The sequence below is a fragment of the Paenibacillus sp. genome (genome assembly GCF_035645235.1).
GTDB lineage: Bacteria > Bacillota > Bacilli > Paenibacillales > YIM-B00363 > Paenibacillus_AE.
The window spans coordinates 1-23046 of record NZ_DASQMZ010000171.1; the positions used below are offsets into that span (position 1 = coordinate 1).

The 23046-nt window shown below is 55.4% G+C and carries 16 protein-coding genes; 1 reads left to right on the plus strand and 15 read right to left on the minus strand.

Annotation, left to right across the window (positions count from 1 at the left end; translation table 11 throughout):
• The 5 genes from VEZ38_RS16475 to VEZ38_RS16495 form a co-directional block, all read right to left on the minus strand.
• A partial coding sequence (locus tag VEZ38_RS16475; protein ID WP_324895350.1) for a pullulanase-associated domain-containing protein occupies window positions 1–2832 on the minus strand: 2832 nt, incomplete at its 3' end.
• A gap of 298 nt (window positions 2833–3130) precedes the next feature.
• Window positions 3131–3595 (minus strand): phage tail protein, encoded by a 465-nt coding sequence (locus VEZ38_RS16480; protein ID WP_324895352.1) that lies wholly within the window; start codon window positions 3593–3595, stop codon window positions 3131–3133.
• A gap of 18 nt (window positions 3596–3613) precedes the next feature.
• Window positions 3614–4015 (minus strand): SRPBCC domain-containing protein, encoded by a 402-nt coding sequence (locus VEZ38_RS16485; protein ID WP_324895354.1) that lies wholly within the window; start codon window positions 4013–4015, stop codon window positions 3614–3616.
• Entirely contained in the window at window positions 4012–4341 is a 330-nt protein-coding gene (locus tag VEZ38_RS16490; RefSeq protein ID WP_324895356.1) for a metalloregulator ArsR/SmtB family transcription factor, read from the minus strand. Before VEZ38_RS16490 ends, VEZ38_RS16485 begins: the two co-directional genes overlap by 4 nt.
• 102 nt (window positions 4342–4443) lie before the next feature.
• A complete protein-coding gene (locus tag VEZ38_RS16495; protein WP_324895358.1) occupies window positions 4444–5424 on the minus strand; it encodes a F510_1955 family glycosylhydrolase in 981 nt (326 codons plus the stop codon).
• A gap of 187 nt (window positions 5425–5611) precedes the next feature.
• Here VEZ38_RS16495 and VEZ38_RS16500 point away from each other — a divergent pair, with 187 nt between their 5' ends.
• On the plus strand, window positions 5612–6073 hold the full coding sequence (locus tag VEZ38_RS16500) for a DUF441 domain-containing protein (protein WP_324895360.1): 462 nt from the start codon (window positions 5612–5614) through the stop codon (window positions 6071–6073).
• A gap of 116 nt (window positions 6074–6189) precedes the next feature.
• Here the strand turns inward: VEZ38_RS16500 and VEZ38_RS16505 are convergent, their stop codons facing one another.
• The 10 genes from VEZ38_RS16505 to VEZ38_RS16550 all read right to left on the minus strand — a co-directional run bounded on the left by VEZ38_RS16505 (window position 6190) and on the right by VEZ38_RS16550 (window position 22733).
• The gene (locus tag VEZ38_RS16505; protein ID WP_324895362.1) at window positions 6190–7545 is read right to left on the minus strand and encodes a hypothetical protein; all 1356 of its coding nucleotides are present in this window, start codon (window positions 7543–7545) and stop codon (window positions 6190–6192) included.
• A gap of 12 nt (window positions 7546–7557) precedes the next feature.
• Entirely contained in the window at window positions 7558–8526 is a 969-nt protein-coding gene (locus VEZ38_RS16510) for a C-terminal binding protein (protein WP_324895364.1), read from the minus strand.
• 11 nt (window positions 8527–8537) lie between these two features.
• Window positions 8538–11030: a glycoside hydrolase family 38 C-terminal domain-containing protein gene (locus tag VEZ38_RS16515; RefSeq protein WP_324895408.1), complete on the minus strand. Its 2493-nt coding sequence runs from the start codon at window positions 11028–11030 to the stop codon at window positions 8538–8540.
• Between the two features lie 2 nt (window positions 11031–11032).
• On the minus strand, window positions 11033–13240 hold the full coding sequence (locus VEZ38_RS16520; protein ID WP_324895366.1) for a DUF6259 domain-containing protein: 2208 nt from the start codon (window positions 13238–13240) through the stop codon (window positions 11033–11035).
• An 88-nt stretch (window positions 13241–13328) separates the two neighbouring features.
• Window positions 13329–17213 (minus strand): glycosyl hydrolase family 28-related protein, encoded by a 3885-nt coding sequence (locus tag VEZ38_RS16525; protein ID WP_324895367.1) that lies wholly within the window; start codon window positions 17211–17213, stop codon window positions 13329–13331.
• 71 nt (window positions 17214–17284) lie between these two features.
• Entirely contained in the window at window positions 17285–18886 is a 1602-nt protein-coding gene (locus VEZ38_RS16530) for an extracellular solute-binding protein (RefSeq protein WP_324895369.1), read from the minus strand.
• A gap of 78 nt (window positions 18887–18964) precedes the next feature.
• Window positions 18965–19837 (minus strand): carbohydrate ABC transporter permease, encoded by an 873-nt coding sequence (locus VEZ38_RS16535; protein ID WP_324895371.1) that lies wholly within the window; start codon window positions 19835–19837, stop codon window positions 18965–18967.
• A 17-nt stretch (window positions 19838–19854) separates the two neighbouring features.
• Window positions 19855–20766, minus strand: a complete 912-nt coding sequence (locus VEZ38_RS16540) for an ABC transporter permease (protein ID WP_324895373.1) — start codon at window positions 20764–20766, stop codon at window positions 19855–19857.
• Between the two features lie 171 nt (window positions 20767–20937).
• Window positions 20938–22086, minus strand: coding sequence for a GntR family transcriptional regulator (locus tag VEZ38_RS16545; protein WP_324895375.1), 1149 nt, complete (start codon window positions 22084–22086; stop codon window positions 20938–20940).
• 53 nt (window positions 22087–22139) lie between these two features.
• Window positions 22140–22733, minus strand: coding sequence for a hypothetical protein (locus VEZ38_RS16550; RefSeq protein WP_324895376.1), 594 nt, complete (start codon window positions 22731–22733; stop codon window positions 22140–22142).
• Window positions 22734–23046: the final 313 nt, after the last annotated feature.

A 23046-nucleotide genomic window follows, 5' to 3' on the forward strand; every position in this document is an offset into this window, starting at 1 on the left:
AGGCTTCGATTCCGGATTCCAATGCGCCGGATCGGTCGTCGACATGTCGACGATCGCCGTCTTCAGCCCGTTCGCGGAGGCGGCGCGCGCATACGGATCGTTGGCGTACGTCGTTGTCCCGTCGGCGAACTCGACTTTGTAAAGATAATACCGGCCTTCCCAATCGCCCTCGACCGCAGCCGACCATACGCCGGTTTCGTCGTCCCTGGTCATCGGCGCGAGGCGGTCCGGCGCTTGATCTGCGGCGGCCGCGTTCGCGTAGAGCGCAACCGAGACGGCAGACGCCGTAGGCGCCCACACTTTAAACGCGCTTGCCTCCGGACCGTACGTTACGCCGAGATCCGCCCCCGCGTAGACGAAGCGGTCCAAGATGCCGCGCATCAACACCCGTTTCTCCTTAAACGCGCCCGACGCGTCTTTCACCGTATACACGTTCCTCACGTCGGCGATCGGTTCGTTCAGCGTAATCGCGACCGCCCGGTCATGCGCTCCCATGGCGGAGACGCCGCCGAGCTTCCGATTCCCCTCCCACACCTCGAACGTGTCGTACCTCAGCGGTTTGTTGGTCAACAGCACTTTGATCGTTCCGGCTTCGTCGGCGATCGCGCCGCGCACGGCCGGATCGGTCAAGGACGGGAGGTACGCATCGTGCAGCTCCTCGTCGCCTTCCACGACCCAAACTTCGCCGAAGCCGTCCGAGGCCGTTATGGAACGGTCGCTGAATTCCTTCTCCGCCCAATTTCCTTTCCGAACGATAAAATTCAACTTGCTTGCGTCGCCGGCGACGTCGACCTTCATGCGCGCCCACGCCTTGCCGTCGATCGTCTCCGTCGCGGCCGGGAAGCTTTGGCCTTCGCGGCCGTCGAGCCACGCCCAAAGATTCCAATCCGCATAGTTTTGGTCATAGCGGAAGTAATGGACGACGAACGTCGTCGTCTGCGATGCGAGCGTCACGGTCGCTTGCGCCGTATACGTTCTGCCGCCGTGCTCGTAAGTGGCGACGGCCGTCACCGTATCGTTCGCGCCGGGAACGACCGACGGCTGGATCGTAAGCAGCCCTGTCGCCGGATCGATGCTTACCCCTTCCCTTGCCCCTGCGCCAAGGCTCCACTCCGGAGCGACCGCCGTTTCGCTGCCGTCCGACGCCAGGAATGCGGCACTGAACTGTACGGCCCCCCCGGGCGAAACCGTCTCGTCGGATGGCGCCGCCGTAAGCCCCGGTACGAACAGCAGCGAATTGCCGTTCGCCGTATGCGGATTCAGCGGGTCGGTAAACCCATTGTCCCAAGAGCCGGATACAGGGAAAAATTTATATTCGTACCTTCCCGTATCTAACGGAATCGTAACGGAAAATACGCCCTGCTCGTTTTTCGTCATCGCAATGCCTTCGTTGTTCCAGCCGTTCATGCTGCCGACGAGATGTAGGGTTTCCCCTGTATGCGTATTGTTGTTGAACGTGACGGTGCCGTCGTCGTTGACCGCCGGACTTCGTACGACCTCGGCTGCAACCGTATAGCTTTTGCCGACGGTCACGCCGCTGCGTTCGGCGGTAATTTCGAACGTCCGGCCGGGGACGGCGTCCGGACTTACGGAGACGATTCCTTGCGCGTCTACCGCGGCCCAGTCCGGCTGGCTCGACATCCAAGCTACGCCGCCGGTAAGCTCTTCTTTCGTCCCGTCCGCTAAGAACCTGTACGCCTCTACCGCCGCCGACCCGCCGGGCTCGACCTGGAGTACGTTCGGCTCTACGAAAAGGTAATGCACCGCCGAGTTCCCGTCCACGAGCGGGGCATGATTGAATCGGTCGATATAGTCTCCGTTCCAAGCGTTCACAGGACTAAACTTGTATTGCAGGATCCCGCCTGTCGCTTGTACGTCTGCCGAGGTAAACGTATATCGGTACAGCTGAACGGTCTCTCCGTTCGCTAGGAACGTCCCGACGCTCTGCATCGGCTGGAACGCGGCCCAACCGCCCGTCGCCGGAAAATTCCCGTTAATCCAATGCTCGTCGGACGCGGACGTCGTAAAGACGGAAACCGTGCCGTCTTCGTGGTAGGTCGGGCTTACGATCGGCGGCAATTCCGGAATTTCGCTTCCCGGAAGGGAGATCGTCGCCGGAGACCCGTATACGGACTGCGCGTTCGGGGCCCCGCTCGCGTTCCAACCGTCGGCGATCGTATTGCCTTCGGCGCGCGGGGCGACGTCGAACGCGCCGTGCTCGGCGCTGTTGTTACCGCTTAGCACCGCTATCGGGCGAATCGTATCTCCATGCTGCAGGTTCAAGATCGAAAGCGGAATTTTTCCCTCGAAACCTGCCGATCGGTCGATCGCGAATTGAGCGCCCTTGAGATCGTCGCTGGCGAGCAGCGGCGTCCCGAGGTCGGAAGCGGCGTATACCGCGGCCCAGTTTACTTCCGTATCGTTCCTAACGCGCATAACGACATGGTACTGCGGTTTTGCTTCCGTACCGCCGAAATGAAACTGCGAGGCCCACGGGTTGCCGGCGATCCCGGAGTCGGCTCCGTTCACCTGCAACGCGAGATTTATATATTGACCGTGATCGCCCCAGTTCGGAACGTTCACGGCATCCACCCAAAAGTACAAATATTCCTCGTCGTTCGCTATGTATACGTTGCCGATATCGAACCCGGACCAGCCGGCTTCCGGCGAAATCGCGACGGGCTCCATCGCCGTCCACGCCTCATCCTTCGCCCCGTCTACCGAAAGTCCGGCCGCCCGAACGACATGTCTCGGACCGATTCCGGATAACAAACCGACCAACAAACTGAAAATCAGCGTCAACGCAACCGCTTTCAACCTTCGTTGTCTCAACACTTTCTTCCCTTCCTTCTCCGCAGTTTTCTGTACGGCAGGGACCCATGTGCAATAATGCGCAATCGTTTGCACTAAAAGGCCGAAAAATATGATGGACCGCCTAAATGCAACCGTTTCCATCCGTGAAAATTGTACCATTTCCGTTAAAAATACGTCAACCGGAATCGAAATATGAACAATCGTTTGCACAAAAGTTGCACAAAAATTTTTTCGTTCGCTAAACATGAAAACGGCTGCCTACTTTCATGGCAGCCGTTTCTGTCCGGATAGTGCTCTTATCGTTTTCCTTGCATGTTCAATATTCGCCTTTGATCACGAAAAACGAACCCCGAATCGTCCCCGCCAGCTTCGACTTTTGTCTAGCGAACTTAAACTTCTCCGCTAACTCCTTCGGCACTTCCATCCCTTCGGAAAGCTTGAAACCGACGGCCCGCTTCTTCGGATCGTCTATCGTATATAGAACGTTAACCTCTAAACCGTCTTCATAGAAGACGAAAGCCCAGTCGATATTTTCCACTTGAAACCGCGACGTTTCCAACGGTTTCGCCGCAAACTCGATATTGCGTTCCTCTTTTAGAATTTTCCGCACGTACTCGACCGTCTCCTGGCTTTCGCCCGCCGGTACGACCGTAAACGTATGTTTATACTTATTCATGAAGTAGCGGGCTTCGTTCGCGCGTAAACCGGCGAGCGCGTCGGCGACGGGCGAAGACTCCAACCCGACCGCGGATACCTTTTGAAAATCGACAATATAGGACATGCCGTCCCCTCCTTATAACTATGACTCGGCCAAGACGCGTTCCAGCCGTCCGCACATGTTCGTCCAACCGTACTTCGCGCCTCCGAGCGCCTGATCTTTAGCGAAGCCGATTTGTTCCAGGTGCAAATGGACCGTTCCGTCTTCCCCCTCTTGCAGCGTCCAGACGATCGTCGTGTTCTCCCCGCCGCTGACCCAGGTGTAAGATAACCGGCGCGGCTCGTCCACTTCCAGCACTTCGCAATGAATGATGCCGTCCCAATCGCCGTACGGCTGCTGCCGGAATTGAAACCGGTGGCCGACGATCGGTTTGAAATCGTTGTCCATGACCCACTTGGCCAATGTATTCGAGTCGGTGAGGGCTGCCCACACTTTCGCTATCGAACTATGAAATCGATAATCCAAAGAAAGATTTTTGCTCATTCCGACTCCTCCCTCAATAAATAATCCAGCTTCTGCAGATTGGTTGTCCAGAATCGTTCGTAAAAGGACAGCCAGTCCCGGATTTCCCGAAGCGGCGTCGGGTTGAGGCGGTTGCGCGTTTCCCGGCCGACTTTCCGTTCGGTCACGAGACCGGCTTCCTTCAAAACCGCCAGATGCTTGGCGACTGCCGTGCGGCCGATCGGGAAATGCGCCGCCAGCCGATTGAGCGGCAGTTCATCCGCGTCGGCCAAGAGACGAATGAGCTTGCGGCGGGTCGGGTCGGAAATCGCATGGAAAACATCGCGCGTCGGTGCGCCAGCGTTCATCGGCGGTCTCTCCCTATTTAAGAGTCAAATTGGACACCGTTTGGTATCCCAATATTACGACTCCATACGGTGTCGTGTCAAGGGAATTTCAGGAACAAGTTTTTACTCTCCGTGGTCATGACCGCCATGGTCATGATCGCCATGGGCGCGATCGCGGTGCGCCGACGACGCCTCGCCCTCGCCCTGCTCCGCGATCGCGTCCCACGTCGCGCCGCCGTCCGCGCTGAGGTACACCGACTTGCCGAAGGTAGCGAACGCGAGCCGCTCCGGCTGCGTCGGGCTCCTGGCGATATAAGCGACCGCATCCTGCCTGAGGACCGGTATGTTCAGCGCGGACCACGACGTCCCTCCGGCGTCCAAGAAGCGCACATAAGGGACATCCGCTTCGACGCCGCCGGCGTACAACCGGCCGTCGAACGCATAATGAAGCGCCGTTACGGCCGTTCCTTCCAGCGCCGGCTCGAACGTATGCCCGGAATCGCGCGAGACGAACAGCCCCTTATCGGTGCCTACCGCCACCGCGGCCGGATCGGACGGGTGAGCCGCGATCGACAGCGGTTCCCCGCGCAGGCCTTCGGCATGGCTGCGCGACCACGTCTTCGCTTCGTCCGTCGTATAGTGAAGTCCCGCCGTCTGCATCCGCGAGTTCGGCCCTGGATTAAATACGTATAAGACGTGCGAGGCGTACCCTGCGGTCATCAGATGAAAGTCGGTTTCCCCGTGAAGGCCGAGAATCTCCAATCGTTCGCCCTCGTCTCGGCTCTTCACGATGCCCAGCGGGTTTAACAGCTCCGAGCCCGGCTCGGGGTGCCCGCTGCTATAGAAACCATCGTCCGCCATAGAGAAGCCCATATAATCGTGGCGGGGCCCTGCCGCGGCAGCCCATGCGCCGCCTTCGTACTGCTTCAGTCCGTCATGTGCGGGCACGATCAGCTTCTTTCCATCCGGCGTAAACGCCAATCCATGCACATGCGTAAGGGTAACCGTCTCCATGTTCGCCGGTTCGCTCCCGGTCCCGCAGCCTGCGGCGAATACCGCCGCGGCCGCGAGCAGCATCCCGGCGAGCGTATTTCGTATATTCATTCGGTTTAGGGCTCCCTTCGGATCAAGATGATCGCCCGACCTGCGGCTTCGATCGATGCTTACTGTAACATAAGCCGTTGCTAAGGTTCAAACGAGGATGAGGCCGGACAGAAACCGGCCCCACCTGTTCTACTTGGCGCCGAATCGTTCATAGACTAGGGTAATCGAGTGGACAGGGGTCTGGGCAATGGACGGGGAATTGTTTCTGGTCGGCTTGATCGTGATCGGCCTCGTCGGCCGGTCCCGAAACATTACAACCGCAGCTTGTCTCTTGTTGATCGTGAAGCTGCTGGAGCTGGACCGCATCCTGCCGATCATCGAGCGGAGAGGGCTGGAGATCGGCTTGATGTTGCTGACGATCGGCGTGCTCGTCCCGTTCTTGAACGGCCGCATCACGCGGAAGGACGTCGTCTCGATCTTCACGAGCGCGCCGGGGCTGCTGGCGCTCGCAGGCGGCGCGCTTGCCACGTACACGAACGGGACAGGCTTGCTACTGCTCAAGAGCGAACCGGAGCTCATCGCGGGTCTCGTCATCGGGTCCATTGTGGGGATCGTGTTATTGAAAGGCGTCCCCTCGGGTCCCTTAATGGCGGCGGGGATCACAGCCCTACTCCTGAAAGTATGCTTAATAATTTCAGGATTATTGTAACATCTTTGATCCGATATCATATCCGGCACGGGGCAGCACAATTCAACTGCAACGCGAACTATAACGATGATGACCCTTCTCCAAATGAATTGCGGAGAAGGGCCGTCTCTTTCTTATTATTTAGCCAATTTGCTGGCACGAATTTCGCGGAGGAATTCGCTCCACCACTCCTTCTGTTCCGATAGTGCCCTCTTCTCCAAAGACAACGCCCACCAACGGGGCCAAAGCTCGTCATACGCGGACTGCAATTTTTCCAAGCTGCCGAATTCGGGGACCAGCCATCTCCTACCGATTTGCGCATGCAACACTTCGTCTGCCCAGTCGTAGTCTTGAATGGTAGCTGCCAGGTCGTTGCCGGACGATTTTGCTATGACCCACTCGAAGCGCTTCCCCGTTTTCTTAGGCATGAGGCTCAGCTCGATCCCGGTCAAAATAAGGTGGGCTTGAAGCGGCTCGAGCTGCGTATTCGCGGTCAGGGAAGTTTTGAGGTCAATGGGATACCGGTAGAACGGTACACCGTCCTGATACAGACCCACTTCCCCCATCATCGCATGACGCGTTTCGTCCCAAAGCTGCCTACCCAGATCAGCGTAATACTCCCATGGTTTCCCTTTAGTCTTAAAAATAATGGGTGCCATATATTCCGGAACGTCCATCTCCCGTAGCCGCTTATACAATAACGCGTAAGTTCGCTCGTCCGGTGCTCTTGATTCGTCTTTGTAGTATTCATCGATTAACGCGGATTGGTTGTAGGGATCCGTGAACCTCGCGTCTCGCTTCGGAACGACGTCCATCTCGTACGGCTCTCCATTGGACCGTGGCGTTGGGAGGGGCGCCGCCGCGAAGCGCGCCGGTTCCCCGGCAATGCCGCCGGCTTCCGCCAAATATGCGCGAACGTGGTCTTCCCAATCTTTCGCCGACGTTGCATCGGACTCCGTTCGAATGATTGCGGACAACGCTTGTTTCCCCCATGTCGCCATGGACTCGAGCTCTGACAGCATCAGTCTAAGGATGCGGCAAGTCGGATGGTCGATCATCGGGTTGGTACGCTCAAGATGCCATTGGTAGGTCTCGATCAGCTCGGGTATACCGACGCTGTAGATACCGGTCAAAAGCTCTACCGTGCTCTCGGCACGGATCGTCTCCTCCATCCACAACTCTAGCTTCGGATCGGGGCATTGGTCCAAGTGTAGCGGCGGTTCCCGCATCTCGGAGACCCGTCTGCGAATCCATGCGCAATGCTCCGCCAGTATCCACTGATGCAAGCCCATCGCGCATTTGACCTCCCATTCCGGCGTCCTCGGCACATGCGCGACCAGCGACTCATGCAAGCGCCGGCTCGCATAATTATAACGTTTGAGCAGATTGACGTTCGCATCCACATCGAATCCGACGCGACAGGCTTCTTCGTAAGTGCACAACCCGGCCAATGGCGGAATTCCTAAATTGTCGATGGGTCCCCGGCTCGTCATCGTTTTCTCCCCCTACGGTTTCATTAAGGTTACCGGGGAGAGCAACGGCTCCCCCGTCTTCCATCGGACGATCTCCTCTGCAGCTTGATATTGCAGGCGTTCGATCGACCGTTCCGAGTAATATGCGGCGTGCGGCGTGAAGATCGCGTTCTCGCAAGAAGCGAGCGGATGATTCAGCGGAAGCGGCTCGTGCTCGACGACGTCCAACGCCGCCCCGCCCAAGCGACGTTCCTTCAATGCGTTCGCCAATGCGAGCGAATCGATCAGCGCGCCGCGAGACGTATTGACGAGCAAGGCCGTCGGTTTCATCAGGGAGATCGTTCGCTCGTTCATGAGATGCCGCGTTTCGTCGGTTAACGGCACATGAAGCGATACGGCATCCGCTTCCTTAAGAAGCGTTTCCAAATCGCCCACCACCCTGACCCCCATCCGCTCCGCAGTATCCCGGTTCGCATAGGGATCGAACGTCATGATTTGAAATCGATAGGGCAATAATCGTTCCGCGACTCGAACGGCAATTCGACCGAACCCCAGCAGTCCGATCTTCGTATCGCCGAAGGCTTGCATCGGCCGAGCGATTTTCTCTACATCCCAAACCCCTTGCTTTACCCCCCGGTGGAACGGAACGATCTTGCGTAGTGCGGCAAGCAGCAAAGCGGACGTATGATCGGCCACCTCGTCTAGGCAATAGGACGGCACGTTACATACTTGAATTCCAAGTTCCGCCGCCGCCGCTATATCGACATTGTCGTATCCGATCCCGTAACGAACGATAATTTCGCAATCCGGCCACGCCTCCAGAACGCGGCGCGTTATGCGCGCATATTGCACTAACGCCGCTTTCGCTCCGCTTCCTGCCTCGATGAGTTGCTCTTCCGTCGCGCATTGAAAGCGCACAAGCGTGCACCCGTGCTTTTCCAAAGCTTTGCGCTCCGGTCCGTCGGTCGAGAACGCGCTGTCCGTAATGATGACCTTGTACATCCCGTTTCCTCCTATGACTTCTCAAGCTCCTCTTCCGTACAACTTACCTCCGCGAGCCCGCGTCTCGAGCGATCCACCCGGAAGGTCTTTATTTCATATGGCAGGAACGCAATCCGAGCGACGATTCCCAATGGAGGGAGACGGACGGTCGTCTCCATACGGCCGTCGGTCGGATTAAACAGTCGAATGATAAAGTCCTCGCTCGCTTCCGCTTTCTTGAAGGCCGAAAGTTGTATGGACGGATCGTCAAGCACGATCGACGGCAACGGCCTCGCGCCCGAGCCGGCAGGGAAAAACGACAGCGCGTATGGACGTTCGTTCGCAACGGCCGCTTCCCTGTCGACGCGAGCCAGACGTTCCTCCGGCGTCCCCGCGTTAATTCGGAAACGGAAGAGGCGTTCCCCTTGGTCGATCCGGGCGATAAACCGATCCTTGGCCAAGATGTCGTTCCCATCCATCGCGAAGGCGGTATACGCCGGTGAGCGCAACAGCGACAGGCGCAGCTCGCCGTTCCGATAATCGGAGCTATACGTCCCGTCGTTGATGCAGGTGAGCGCCGCATGTTCGCGTTCCGATACGAGGCCCACCCACTTTTGGGATACGGTCTCTTCTCCCGCGCGAGGCAGCTCCGCGACGCCGAACATATCCTGCCCTACGTAGCGCTCCGCTTCGAATGTGAGCGGAACCGAAAGCTTAAGAAGTTTACTCTTCTCGTTCCAGTACACGCGTATAACAATCTCCAACTCGGTGCCTTGCTTCGGCAACTTGTAATGCAGGCATAGATAAGAGTCCCCGTAGCCGAACACTGCTTCGACGACAGTCCGTACTTCGCCGTTCTCGATCACCCGAACCGATGGGAGGGATTCCCCGCGCAAGCCGGAAAAGGCTGCCCCTCGCCATGGGTCCAATAGCGTAAACTCTCCGATTTCCGGACCGAACGCCCGAATGTCATGCGCCCACGGACTATCGTTATCCTCCAGTACGATAGCCCGGAAGCTTCTCTCCCCCAAGCAGGGAATGCCCCGTGCGACGTAGCGGTCGATCCAGCCAGTCCTCCCGTTAATGACCACGTCCAGCTCCCCGGTCGCAAAGCGGAAGTTCCCGTCCGCGTCGAGACCCGTCGGGAGGGAAGGCTTGCGCGCTCGAAGTTGAACCGTACAATCGATTCTAGACATTTGAGACGGCGGTAACGTCGCATGAAAGACGACGCGCTTGCGCCAGTCCAGCTTCATATTCCCCAATTCCTTCTCGACTTGGCATGGAATAGGCGTCCCGTTCATGCGCGCCTCGGGCTCGCTGAATCCCTCCGTACGAGCGATCGGCAATTGAAATTCGCATTCGAAGATGCCGGCGACCGGGAACGGATGGGGATTGTAGATCAGAATCGGATACTCCCCTTCGCGAGCTGCGGGCTGCCCGGAGGCAAGGGCGAAATAAGCCTGAGCCTTCAAGCGGGAGACGACCTCGAGCCCATGATCCAATATCCGCAGCGACGCCTCCTCCACGGTTTCGACGGAAGAGCCCGGGAGGATGTCGTGGAATTGAGCGATCATCAGATCGCGGGTCGCCTCGAGAAACGCAGCGGACGGATAGTCGAGCAATCCTTGCAGAACGGCGCTGGAGAACATCTTCTCCGTCGCGAACAGCTCGTTCTCCAGGAGGCGGTGTTTTTGCTTTACCCTGACTTGGGAGATATAGCACCCTACTGCATGCGGATTCAGATCCCGTCCATGCAAGGGAAGCTTCTCCTCGTCTCCGCTCGCTCGCAAGGCGGCGAAATAAGCCTCGGGCGTCGAATGGACGATGCGGCGATCTTCCGACTCCTCCGCCAATGCGTTCAGATCGCGCAGGTCCTGACGCGATGGTCCGCCCCCATGGTTCCCGACCCCCCAAAGCAACAACCCGAGCTTGCGCCCCGGATGCGTCTCAAGCCATTTCCGCGTCTTCCGCAAGGCGCCGCCGAGTTCCGAGTTATAGTAATCGAACGCCCGATGGGCTAGCACCTCCGATCCATCGTACCCGATCCATCGGAAATCCGGACTCTCCAGCTCCATCTCGTCTTCCCCGGGGCGGCAAAAAAGATAAGAGTGAAAACCGCATTTTCTCAAGATTTGTACTAGACCCTTGGAATGACCGAACGAATCGAAATTGATCGCCGTCGCAGGCTTCATCCCGAACCATTGGTGGAAATAAGTTCGCCCTGTCAAGATATGCCGTATGATAGACTCGCCAGCAGGCATGTTGCAATCCGGCTGCAGAAACCAGCCCCCCATAATATGCCAACGCCCTTCGGAGACCAACCGACGAATTCGTTCGAACAGAGGCGGCTCGTATTCCCGTACCCATTCATAGAGCAGCGCTTCATTATGGTTGAAGACATACCCGTCGAACTCTTCGCAAAAATCGGCGGCCGCTCTGAAGGTCGACACCGCACTCGCGGCCCCCTCCTCCCACTCCCATTGCCAGACGGGGTCGATGTGGGCGTTGCTGATTAGATGAAGCATCTTCACCGTCCGCCACCGTCCCCCTCTTCCAGCAGAACGGCCGACAGCGGTTCGATATCGAAGGGCAACCCGGCATTCCCTGCGAAGAGATGCCCTTCAAGCCCATCGGCGGCAGGCAGCGTTCGAACGAACTCGCCGCTCCATTCAGGCACTGTAAAGCTTTGCCGTTCCATGGTGTAGTTGACAACGATTTGGGCCGTCCGACCGTCTGGGGATACCCATCGGCTGGTCATGAGGGAAGGATATTCGACGCGTCGTCCGTCCTTCATTACCAGCGGTACGGGATAGACGCCTTCGATTGGCAAAGGTTTAAGCATTCTGCCGTAGCATAAATACGGTTTCCCCGCCCCTCGACGCCACGCGTTCAACGTGCGGAGAAGCCGGGTGACAGGCTCTTGTTCGGGCGGCTCTACCTCCCAATCCGTACACCAATCCCAATGGATCTGCCCCTTGTCTTTAAGGACAACGGTAAGCATATCGCCGGCGACGAAGGAGTATGCGATTCGCTGCAACAAGTTCAACGGGGATTTCTCAATATCGATTACCGTGGTCGAATTGTTTTGGTTCCCCATAAAGTTGTTCACGAATTCATGGTAGAGGTAAGCATATACCGGAACGGGCTTTCCATAGAAAAGGTTAATCTCGAATCGGACGTCGTTGAACATGAGATGGCGGATATACGGTTCGGCCGCGGCCGATTCGCAACCCAAGACGACGTTGCGTCCCGCCTCCCGCAACGCTTCGTGAAGCTGTCCGAGCAGACGTTCCATATGCGTCTTCATCCAAATCCCGGGTCCCGGAGGGTGCCCGTGCTCAGCGCTGTAGCAGAAGCACGGGCCCCCGCCGTGCATCTGATCGAAATATTGTATATAATCGCAACCGCTTTCCGCGATCTTGACGATCTCGTTCCGAACGACATCGCGGGCGAATTCGGTCGATACGCAGATGTCGTGCCCCCACCGAATATTTCCGTTGCAAATTAACGAATGGAGCAATTCGCCGCCCGGCCCCACGCACATCGAATCCGCTAACCGTTCTTCCTCGAACTGGCGGCTTCGATTGTACTGCGGCTCTAATAAACTTTCGTTGGTCCAGGCTATCCCGCTCGCATACACTCCGGCTAGGTTGCCGCTTCTATGCAATGCGTCGACGAACTTGGCGAAGTTTTCCGAATCTCCGTACGGAGGCCATACGTAGGGCGGAGCCCACGGAGCCGTTCCCTCCCATTGCATTAACAGCGCCATTACTTTGCTGTCGAGCTCCTCCGACAGCTTCGCTAGGTGCGGCAGGGCATTCGTATACGGGTAATAATCCGGGTTGGGCTCCATCGTTCCGGTATCCTTGCGCCCGCGCACGGGGTACGTTACGACGACGGGGGATTCCCTCATCCAGTCCGGGATGCTCGAGTTGTCGATCAGCCGGGGAGGCTTCTCGATTCCGGAATGCAAATAAAATTCGCGATACAGATCCGCGGCGTCGTGCCAATCTCCGTCAAACACGCCGAGGACGACCGGGTACCCCATCCGGAATTCGCCCCGGCCGGCTGCTCCGGCGAACACCCGATGCTCCAACCGAACGCCCTGCTCCGTTTGATAAAACTCTAACATTTTAACCGAAGCGTTCTCGTCGTGCGCTCCGAAATACAGACCTCCGCCTTCGCCGTAATACGCCATAAACTGGGTTTGCGCGGAGCATGGGAAATATCCGTCCCACCCTTTGCTCGGATACCCCAACGGTTTATAGTTCAGCCAGGTGGCATCTCGCAATTGCGCATCTTCGATCAAGACGCCTTCGCCGACCGGCCATAAAATTCTGGCATCTCCCCCGGCAGCCACCAAGTCGTTCGGAACCACGACTCGAGGAAAGTCGATCCATTCGATCGTCAACTCCGTGTCGTTATGCACCGTAAGATGCCAATAGCTGCGCGGATCGTCGGAAGGACACTCGATCGCGACATCGGCGTGAATCGCCAGTCCGCCCAACGATTCGAACCGGTACCGCGCTCCGCTGCGGGTTGGATCGTCCGGCAACCACAAGGCTCTGCCCGACGCGACATCGGCCACGTTCCCCTGTCCATCCCGGAGTCGAATCGTTAGTAACGCTTCATGACCGCAATCTACGACAAATTCCTTCCTTCCGTTCGAGAACGACGTCAACGTCCCCGTCTCTTCCGAAAGCGTCATGCGGTAATGGGAATTTTGAATTTTCAAATGGAACACCGTCGCCTTCCCGAATGATAGTAAATCCTTATTTTTGGATGACGAGGCGACCCGAGTCGCCTCGCCACCCTTGCGAGCGTCAATGCGTCAACACGATGGAGTCGACGCTTATTGTGCCGGTATCCGTCGCGGGATCGAACCGAAACTGCTTCAACGTTCCCGTCCAGTCGGGATTTCCGGTGAAGTCGAACGTATATTCCGTGTACCCGGTATCGTTAGCCTGAATCGAAATGGCAGCGCTCTTGGCCTCCGTGAAGGTCGGATCGGACGTCGTGCTGAAGAACAGCTGACCGGTCGTCGAGGAAGTCGAATTTTTCCACCGAATTTTGACTTTCCTGTAGTCTCCTGCCGGAATATTTAAGCCGTCGGGCGAAACGAGAAACGGATCGGAGCCGGTCGAAGCGAAATCAAGATAGCCGCCGGACGCAGTCAAATTTACAATCTGCGAACCCGCTGCCCACCCTTGCGCTCCGCCGTCGAAGGTCCACCCCTCGTCCCCCGACACGAAGACGATCTCATCGATGCTGATTTCGCCGGTCGAGGCAGACGGATCGAACCGAAGCCGCTTTAATGTACCGTTCCACTTCTCGTGTTCGGAGAAATCGAACGTATACTCTGTCCAGAGGGGATCGTTAGCCGTTATAGAAGCCAACACGCTCTTGTCTTCCGTAAAGCCCTGTTCGGCGTCGGTTTCAAAAAACAGCTGGCCCGTCGTCGAGCTCGTGCCGTTCTTCATGCGGATCTTAACCTTCTTATGTTTAAACAGGTTGATGCCCAACTGGTCGGGTGACAACAGAATCGGGTCGGTTCCGGTAGACGTCATGACCAACCTGCCGTTCGAAGCTGCTAGACCGACGAGCTGCGATCCGGCGGACCAGCCGTCGGCAGCCTGCGTGAAATGCCAGCCTGCTCTTCCGAAGGCCATCAACTCCGGAATGCGTACGTACCCGTCGGATGCAGGGTTCGTTCCGGCGTACACAGCCAACCTCAAATACCGGGCGGTAACGGGTCCGATCTCTCTGCTGAAGATGTCCGCCGTATTGCCCTCGATCCCGTCGGCTACAGAGAAATTCACGCCGTCGTCGCTCGTTTGGAGCTGAAAGGTGTGCGTGTTATATGCTTCCGGTTCGTGAATGCCTGCGTTCTTCAACGACCAACTCGTAATCTCCATAGGTTGCTGTAGGTCGACGCGCAACCACCGGGATTGGTTGGCGGGGATCGGATTGGCGGTCCATTTCGTATCGGCTCTGCCGTCTACCGCGTGCGAAGGAAGCTCGTAAGGGTGCAGGTATTCGCTCGCGATCGCCGGTTTTCCGTAAGTAAGACTGCGATCGTCGTAAAAGTTCACCGTGCCCCCCGATACCGATTCGGGTTCGCGGATGGCCCAATTCAACCTGCCGTACACGTCAACGGTTCCGCCGAAGCCGCTCGTCGTCCTGAGCCATGTGCCCGCGCCTTCGTAAGAAGAGCCGCCTACGAGCCCGATGAATCGGAGGTCGTCGCCGCCCTCGAATAAATATCCGTAATCGCGCGACCAATCGGAGCCCGCGTGCCAGAACTCGGCGTCCGTCGGGCCTCCGTTCCCGTCGTCGACGAAATGATGGGCGACGTTCACATAAAAGGCTACACTGGAATACGATCGCTCCCCCGAAGAGTCTCCATATCGGAATCCAACCGTGTTCGTCTTCACGTAATCGATTAACGGTTGGAGCCCGTAAATCATCGGCGAGCTGTCTTTGTAGGATTGGTATACCATAGCGAACGAAATGAACGCCCGCTCGATTACGCCGCCGACGGCTTCGCCGCCGATGTCCATCCCAAGCTTGAACGCCGTCCCCCAAACGCCGGACACGAGATGTCCATCCGTCCGATGGGTCGCTAAGTCCACGCCGTAATACGAATTTAGTAGATTCATGTCCGCTATCCAGACGCCGGATCCGGCTCCGCGAATCGTATAAGGATAGGGGGATACCGTCTTGATCGTATCGCCGAAGCCTTGATCGGGGTATGCGATCGTAAAACCCCGCACCCCGGAATCGGCCGCCAACGTAATAAACGCCGTATCGGTTTGCGGATTCGACGCTCCCTTCCCTTCGAAAGCTAAAACAAGGGTCGCGTCGATTCCTTCCGCGCCGTGTAAGACACCGTAAGCACCCCGCAGTTCAACTCCTTGAGGGACGGAAAGATGCGTGGATACTTTGTAAACGCCAGGAGGCAAGTATACGGTACCTCCCCCCGCCGCCCCCGCATCGTCGAGCGCATCCTGAATGGCAGCGGCATCGTCGGCGACACCGTCCCCTGTCGCGGAATACGGCGCCGCTTTCACGTTATAAAAGTTCCCGCTGTTCGCCGGCTTGCGCGGCGCGGCGAACGTATAGCTCATCCCGGCGGTTTCCGGAATCGTATCCGTATTTACATAATGGACGAAGTCCCGAAGTTCGACTGCCTCGATCTCAGCGTCGATTTTGGACATGACGCCATAAAAATCCATCGTCTCCTCGGGCAATTTCTCAAGGACGATGTCGCGATTGGCGTCCTTGACGCTTACGTTATAAATTTGTTCCCCGTCGCTCTGTCCTAGCTGGATGCCCATCAAATGCTCTTGGGTGTAGGCGTCCAACGCGATCCGTTCCGCGTTTGACGTAGGAGCGTTCGAGATGACGGACTCCGGCGCGTTCTTCCAAAATCCGTTTTCGATAAATACGTTGTAGAAGTACGGCGTTTCCGCACCAGCTCCCAGCTTAATGCCGTCTTTCAACGCCGTCATATAGAGATTCGCCAAGTAGGATCCGCTCGAACCGATCATATAAATTCCTTTGTAACTGTTATAAAACGTTACGTTCACGATACTCGGGAAGTAGCTCGTAATCTTGGTTGTCGCAATGGTGTACGGGTATGGGACGGTGTCCCCCCCAACCCCTTGATTCGGGTACCAGAAGCTAATATTCCGAATGCTCACGTTCGGCTCCGTAACGTGAATGAAGGCCTTTTCCTTCGCGAGGTCCTCGTCGCCATGACCGTAATATACTTTAAGAATGGTTCCTTGGCCGCTGCCTCCGTTCAAGGGACTTGCCCAGTCTCCTCGCAAGGTCGTGTTCTGATGAACCTTAAGCTGCCCGTCGACTCGGTACATACCCGCGGGTAAAAATACCGTACCTCCGCCCATGTCCGCCACAGCGTCAAGCGCAGCTTGAATCGCGGAAGTACTATCGATCAACCCGGTATTGTCCGCATGAAAAGGGCTGTCGGTCGCGACCGCATCGGCCACAACGACTTCGTCGGTCGTCAATGGCGCGTCCGCGATCCTCGGCCCCGGAAAGCCCACATCGTCCAGCAACGTAAAATTCGGATCCGTAATCGGGGATAAGACGATCTTATCTAAGCACGTAAACCCGGCGGAAAAGACGACTTTCAGCACGTGTTCTCCGGACGTCAAGTAGATGGGTTGATCGACGTCCAACGTCGCGAACCCCGGTTGCGTAGGCACTTCGACCCCCCTATACTGCCGATTGTCGATTACGGTGATCAAGCCGAGGTTGACGGGACGATCGTAATCATTCTTCGCGACGTAGCTAAGTTTGTACCACCCGTCGTTCTGAACTTGCAAAGTGTACTTCGCCCATTCTCTCGCTTCCAACAAATTTCCGGAATTATCCGTCCTCGGGACGCTGCGAATATAGATTTGTGCTCCGTCATCAAACAGATCGATCCCCGTATTTCCTCGACCGTTGTAATTCCCCTGATTGCCGTCAAATCCGTCGGCCGTGTATGCTCCGTACCCGACATACAAGCCTCCGTCATTGAAATCCTCGGCTTCGACGACGCCCGGCACGATGTGAGGCCCGTTGTAGGCGGTGCCGTCATCGAACGCAGCGACCGGGGAAGATGCAAGGAACGGCATCGCGGGGAATGCAAGCGCAATCGCAAGGATCGTTCGGGCACAAGCGCGACGAACTCTGGTCATCATTTTCCCTCCTATGAGTTAGCTTTTGACAGGTGCCCGGGACCCTTCCGCCCCGGGCATTCGGATTGGAACTACTTCATCTCGCGATACAACCGCGTATACTCTCCATATACTTCTTCGCCGCCTGCCGCCTTCCAAGCCGCGATCATCTGATCGTAAGTCGCCTTGCCTTGAATAACCTTTTGGACGTACTCGTTCGCGACGGTTTCCGAATCCTTCAGCTTCAAGTCCAAACGTTCCGGGAGCGGCGAACCGATCTTCTTCGTGACAGGTACGAAATACTTCGCGTCGTCGATCGAAGAGGATACCGCGTATGCAGTTCTCGTTTCGTTGGGCGTAACGGCGGGCAAGTACACTTGAGAATACTGAAAGATTGCGACATTCGAATAAGGCCCGCTAAGCAGCGTTCCGGGCTCCACGCCTGCATCCTTTTCCGCTTGGGGAAGATCCGGGGCGTTGCTCGCGTCTTTGACGAATGTTTTACCTTCAATCCCGAGGCCCGGATATGTAAGAACGAAATTTTCTTCCTTCTCATAAATCCAATCCAAATATTTAATAACGGCTTCGGGATTTTTCGAATTCGTCGGTATAAATACGTATTGGTTGGAGATGCCGACCGTGGGGTAACTTCTCACGTCGTCCAAGGGAGACACGAATTTCATCTCGATTTCCTTGCGGGTATCGTAAATCGTACGCATCGGTCCCCATTCCAAGCTGAATATGTTGGAAACTTCGATCCCGAGCCGGTTTTTGCCGATCAGATCGGTCGAGACGTTCAATACCGTGCCCGCGTCGAATATCGAATCGTCCATGTAGCCTTCCGCGTACCACCTTTGCATGACGGACAAAAATTCCTTGTACCCGGGATCCTCGTACTTCGACTTGACCGTATCTCCGTCGACGTAATCCCCCGGATGATCCGTGAAGATACCGAGGAACCATCCTTCGAGCCAATTGATATTTCCGGTCATGGGAATGGTGTCCGCTTTGCCGTTCCCGTCGAAATCGGAATCGCGGAACGTCTTGAGCACCTGTTCGAATTCCGATAAGGACTTTGGAACCCCAAGGTTTGCGGTCTTTAGCCAGTCGTTCCGAATCCAAGCGGCGTAACCGTACGGGAAGTCGACTTGGGGAATGGCGTAAATTTTCCCGTCCCTCGACAATTCGTCCCATGCGTTCTGACCGTAAGCCTTCAAGATATTTTGGCCGTATTTCTCCAGCAAGGGCTTAAGGTCGATGACGACATTCTTGTCTACGTATTTGTTGTATATATTTTTAAAGCCGTCGTTGTTGCTTCGGATCAGATCGATTTGCTTTCCCGCTGCCAATTCCAAATTAATTTTTTCTTCCTGTCCTTCCTGAGGGTAGGCAAGCGGTACGAAGTTCAAGCGGATTCCCCGCTCCTTCTCCAACCGACGGTTAATTTCATCAGCCACATCCCGGTAATACTTAGGCGCATTCCCCCCTTGGAATTGATCCTGGTAACCCGACATCACGAAGTGGAAGTCGTAGGTAAGAACCTCCGACCCCGCTTCTCCCCCCGACTCGCTCCCAGTCGGTTCGGGCGCATCCGGGGAAGCGCTTTCCTCTGGCGGCGACGTACATGCGGCGAAGAAGACTCCGAACACGACAGCGAACGATACGAGCAGGGCCGCCTTTCTTACGTGTTTCATTTCTATTCCTCCCTTGACAATTGATATATCATTCAATTGCGCGATTCGAAGCACAGCGCGCAAATCGAACACGGGGTATTAGCCCTTAATGGATCCGAGCATTACGCCTTTCACGAAGTATTTTTGCGCAAAGGGATACGAAAGCAAGATCGGGACGGTCAAGACGACGACGCACGCCATCCGAAGCGGTTCCGTCGGCGGTTTCGTCGCGATCGGGCTTGTCATGACGATGTTGGCGGGGTTGTTTAGGTTGGCGAGGATTTGACGCAGGAACAACATAGCCGGCCATTTGTTCAAGTCGGAAATGTACATCAAGGCACCGAACCAGGAGTTCCAATGCGCGACGGCATAAAACAACGCGATCGTCGCTATGATCGTCTTCGAAGTTGGCAAGATGATCCGTAGAAATACTTGAAGTTCATTCGCTCCGTCGATCAAAGCCGACTCCTCTAAGCTGTCGGGAATCGTCATAAAGAAATTTCGCATCAGGATCAAATTCCATGAGTTAATTAATCCGGGGATAATCAATGCCCAGACGCTATCGTAAAGTCCTATGGAAAGAACCAGCAAGTACGTCGGGATCAATCCGCCGCTAAACAGCATGGTGAAGAAAATGCCTTTCATCACGGTTATGCGGTAAGGCAAATATTTTCGCGAGAGCGGATAGGCTAACATCGCCGTAACGAGTACGTTGAGCGCAGTTCCCACCGTCGCCAAGAAGATGGAAACTCCGAAGGAGCGAAATAAACGATCCCCGTTGGTAAATAAGAACCGATAAGCATCCAATGTAAAGCTTGACGGCAGAAGCGTCGCTCCGTGCGTGGCTAACGCTTCCTCCGATGAGACCGAAATCGATAAAATGTAAACGAACGGGGCGGTACACAAGAAGCCCACCATTAATAGGAGCCCGTATAGCGCAAGCACGCCCGGGTGCAACATCGCGATCTTCATCGGAATCGACCTCCCCATCACCAAATGCCTTCGTAGCCCAGCCTCTTAGACAATTTGTTAACGGCTAAGATCAGCCACATGCCGAAGAAGGATTGAAATATGCCAACCGCCGCGGGAAAACTAAAGTTATTGGACTTGATCCCTTCCCTAAACACGTACGATTCGAATGTATCGGAGACTGCTAATAAGGAAGGGTTCTCCCCGCTAAGAATATAAATTTGTTCAAAATCCTGCGTTAAGATAGAACCGACGGAGAAGATTAGGACGATGGCGATGATCGGCGCGATACAAGGAAGCGAGATTTTATAAATCAGTTTCATCCGACCCGCGCCGTCGATCCTCGCCGCTTCGTACAGCTCGGGGTCGATATTCGTCAATGCAGCCAGGTAAATAATGGAGCTCCAACCCGCCGTCTTCCAAATTGAGGTGATCACTAGAAATTCTCGGAAGGAATCCGGGTCCCGGCTGATATTTACGTAATCCGCCCCGAGCAAGCTTGCCACCCACGATATGGCGCCGAAATGCTCGTTAAAGACAACGTAGACGATGCCGCTGATAATAACCCAGGAGATGAAATTGGGCAGATAACTGACCGACTGGATAATGCGTTTGAAGGCTTGATGCCTTACTTCATTCAGAGCCAATGCAAGCAGGATCGGTATCGGAAATCCCCAAATCAGCTTGTAGAGACTAATAAGCACCGTGTTTTCCAATACGCGGAGAAAGAGCACGGACGAAAACAAGTTTCGAAAGTGAGCCAATCCGACCCACTCGCTATGCAGAATGCCTTTGGCAGGAATATAGTTCTGGAAGGCGATGATGACTCCGTACATGGGTATGTAGCAAAACACAATGTAAAAAAGGATGCCCGGGATCATTAACAGGTATAAGTATTTGTATTTACGAATATTCAAATAAAATTGGGACATTCCTCAGCCTCCTTATGTTCCATTCGAAAAACCATGCATTTGTAACCCCTTTCAAATCGTTTTATTGATTATTTGTATGTACAATTCCATTATATTTTCTTAAATTTGTGTTGTCAATACACAAAAAAAAACTCCCCCGCATCTCATTGCGGGGGAGGGAAGAAGCCGGGTTTATGTCGATTGTCTTTGAACCAGCTCGACGTCGACGTCAATGACCGCACCGGAGGATTCATTATCTTCTATCAAATTTACGACCGTCTCCGCGGATGTGCGTCCGATTTCGAAGAAGTTTTGCTTCACGGTGGAGAGCGGTATGGCTGATCGCACCCCGTCTTCAATATCGTCGAACCCGATAATGCCAATCCGGGAAGGTATCGGGATATCGAGATCGATAGCAGCCTGCAGGAAGGACAACGCGATCCCGTCATGGGCGGCGAAGATGCCGATTCGCTCATCGGGGTGTTTCCGGCATAAGTCATTAATAATGTTATAGAAGAGGTCTTTATTTTCCTCGTAGGTGATATGAATATTGTCATTCGCGCGGCCTTCATATTTATCGAGGACAATGTAACTTCCGTCGAAAATGCTCCTCTTCGCTTCTTTAATGGCCGTGCAATATCCGAAATACCGGTTTCTCGTCGATACCAGTTGAATTTTATGATCGCTAACGAAATAGATCGGATCGAAGCCCCTCTCGATCAAATGGGCGGTCGCCAATTGACCGCCCTTCTTATTATTCGTCTGCACGCATGTGAGCGGCAATCCGAACAGAAAATTATCCAGGATTACGATCGGGTACTTCTCGAGCATGAGTTCGCTAAGCAGCGCGATATTATCCGAGTCGACGCTTGGATACAAAATGATGCCGTCCACTCTTTCGTTCAGGCATTTGCGGATCGTTTGATTCTCAAGCTCCGAGCTTTGCTCCGTAAAGTGAATTGTCAAAAAGTACGGCGTGTCCCGCAAATACTTCTCGATACCGCGGATGATTTCGCTCTCGTCGAACCGGTTGGATTCGTGGGCATAGAACGGCACGATCAACGAAATTACCCTTAACTCTCTCTTCCTTGCCTCTTGAAAATCGTCGACGAAGCTCCCTTTCCCTTGTACCCGATAGATGATTCCTCGGTTCGTGAGTTCGCTCAGGGCTTTAATTACCGTTACGCGGCTTACTTGAAACTGCTCCATCAATTCCATTTCGGTTGGCATCTTCTGGTGCGGAGCAAGCCGGCCGGAACTGATTTCTTCCATAATGTAGTCGATTATTTTTTTATATAATATGCTTTTCGTCTTCATCGGCATCAACCCTTCACCCTTCATCACGGGAGCCCATTGACATTACATATCATTATATATTTACAAGAAATGTAGTGTCAAGTTATTGTCAAGTCCAAATACCACACTCTTTCGGAGCCGGGAGCCGCAACACTCAACGTACCGTGCAACGCCGCCGTCTCCAGCCGATCCATCGTGGCCGAACAGGGCTCGAATATGATGTGATAGAGATGATTCCATCCCCCTTCGTTGACAAGAATGCCCAGGTACGGAACGAACTCGGCCGGGTAGGAAAGCCGCAACTCGCTCCGATCTGAAGGGTACCGGATCGAACACCACCCTACGCCGCGCGCTTTCTCTTTAAAGTAATACTTTTCGAAATCGCATGTGTCCTCGCGACGTACACGGTCGATTCGCTCCCCTCGCTCCCGCATCGCCCTCCAACCAAACTCCGTCCCATAACCTCCGATTCTACCGCTCTTCGAAAACACGGTGACCGCTGTGCCGTACTCGTCGGACACTTGGATATGCGCCCCTTCCTCCGCCGGAATCATCACATGCGCCGCCCACAAATAATCCATCGGGAACGGCGTGGGATTCGTCAGCCGGTATTCGATACGCAATGTCGTATCCTCCAGGAAAAACACACGCTTCGCCAATCGGTACGGCAATCGGATTCCGGATACCTCCATCTCAAAAACATTCCCGGAAACGCGCGAGCTCCACGGCAACCCCCACACTTCTCCATGATCCGGAAGCAATGTCCCTTGCCACGGGAATCTTTCGTACCGACATTCATCGATCGTAGGGAACATGTCGTCGAACCCCCCGCACTCCCCTAGAACGTACACGCCGCCGTATGGTTGAACGCGGTACGCCTCCCCTTCCCTCTGGAGCATAAATTCCCGCCCCGTGCGGAGGTCGACCGCCGAAGCAAGCTTTCCGCCCGATTGGGGCAAGAATTGGAACGATACCCTATCGTTGCCGATCGTTACTGACGGGATA

What these genes read in the sequence shown, in the direction of transcription:
- VEZ38_RS16480 (WP_324895352.1), bottom strand. Translation starts at nt 3,595, where the DNA reads ATGTCCTATATTGTCGATTTTCAAAAGGTATCCGCGGTCGGGTTGGAG.
- VEZ38_RS16485 (WP_324895354.1), bottom strand. Translation starts at nt 4,015, where the DNA reads ATGAGCAAAAATCTTTCTTTGGATTATCGATTTCATAGTTCGATAGCG.
- VEZ38_RS16490 (WP_324895356.1), bottom strand. Translation starts at nt 4,341, where the DNA reads ATGAACGCTGGCGCACCGACGCGCGATGTTTTCCATGCGATTTCCGAC.
- VEZ38_RS16495 (WP_324895358.1), bottom strand. Translation starts at nt 5,424, where the DNA reads ATGAATATACGAAATACGCTCGCCGGGATGCTGCTCGCGGCCGCGGCG.
- VEZ38_RS16500 (WP_324895360.1), top strand. Translation starts at nt 5,612, where the DNA reads ATGGACGGGGAATTGTTTCTGGTCGGCTTGATCGTGATCGGCCTCGTC.
- VEZ38_RS16505 (WP_324895362.1), bottom strand. Translation starts at nt 7,545, where the DNA reads ATGACGAGCCGGGGACCCATCGACAATTTAGGAATTCCGCCATTGGCC.
- VEZ38_RS16510 (WP_324895364.1), bottom strand. Translation starts at nt 8,526, where the DNA reads ATGTACAAGGTCATCATTACGGACAGCGCGTTCTCGACCGACGGACCG.
- VEZ38_RS16515 (WP_324895408.1), bottom strand. Translation starts at nt 11,030, where the DNA reads ATGCTTCATCTAATCAGCAACGCCCACATCGACCCCGTCTGGCAATGG.
- VEZ38_RS16525 (WP_324895367.1), bottom strand. Translation starts at nt 17,213, where the DNA reads ATGACCAGAGTTCGTCGCGCTTGTGCCCGAACGATCCTTGCGATTGCG.
- VEZ38_RS16530 (WP_324895369.1), bottom strand. Translation starts at nt 18,886, where the DNA reads ATGAAACACGTAAGAAAGGCGGCCCTGCTCGTATCGTTCGCTGTCGTG.
- VEZ38_RS16535 (WP_324895371.1), bottom strand. Translation starts at nt 19,837, where the DNA reads ATGAAGATCGCGATGTTGCACCCGGGCGTGCTTGCGCTATACGGGCTC.
- VEZ38_RS16540 (WP_324895373.1), bottom strand. Translation starts at nt 20,766, where the DNA reads ATGTCCCAATTTTATTTGAATATTCGTAAATACAAATACTTATACCTG.
- VEZ38_RS16545 (WP_324895375.1), bottom strand. Translation starts at nt 22,086, where the DNA reads ATGAAGGGTGAAGGGTTGATGCCGATGAAGACGAAAAGCATATTATAT.
- VEZ38_RS16550 (WP_324895376.1), bottom strand. Translation starts at nt 22,733, where the DNA reads ATGGAGGTATCCGGAATCCGATTGCCGTACCGATTGGCGAAGCGTGTG.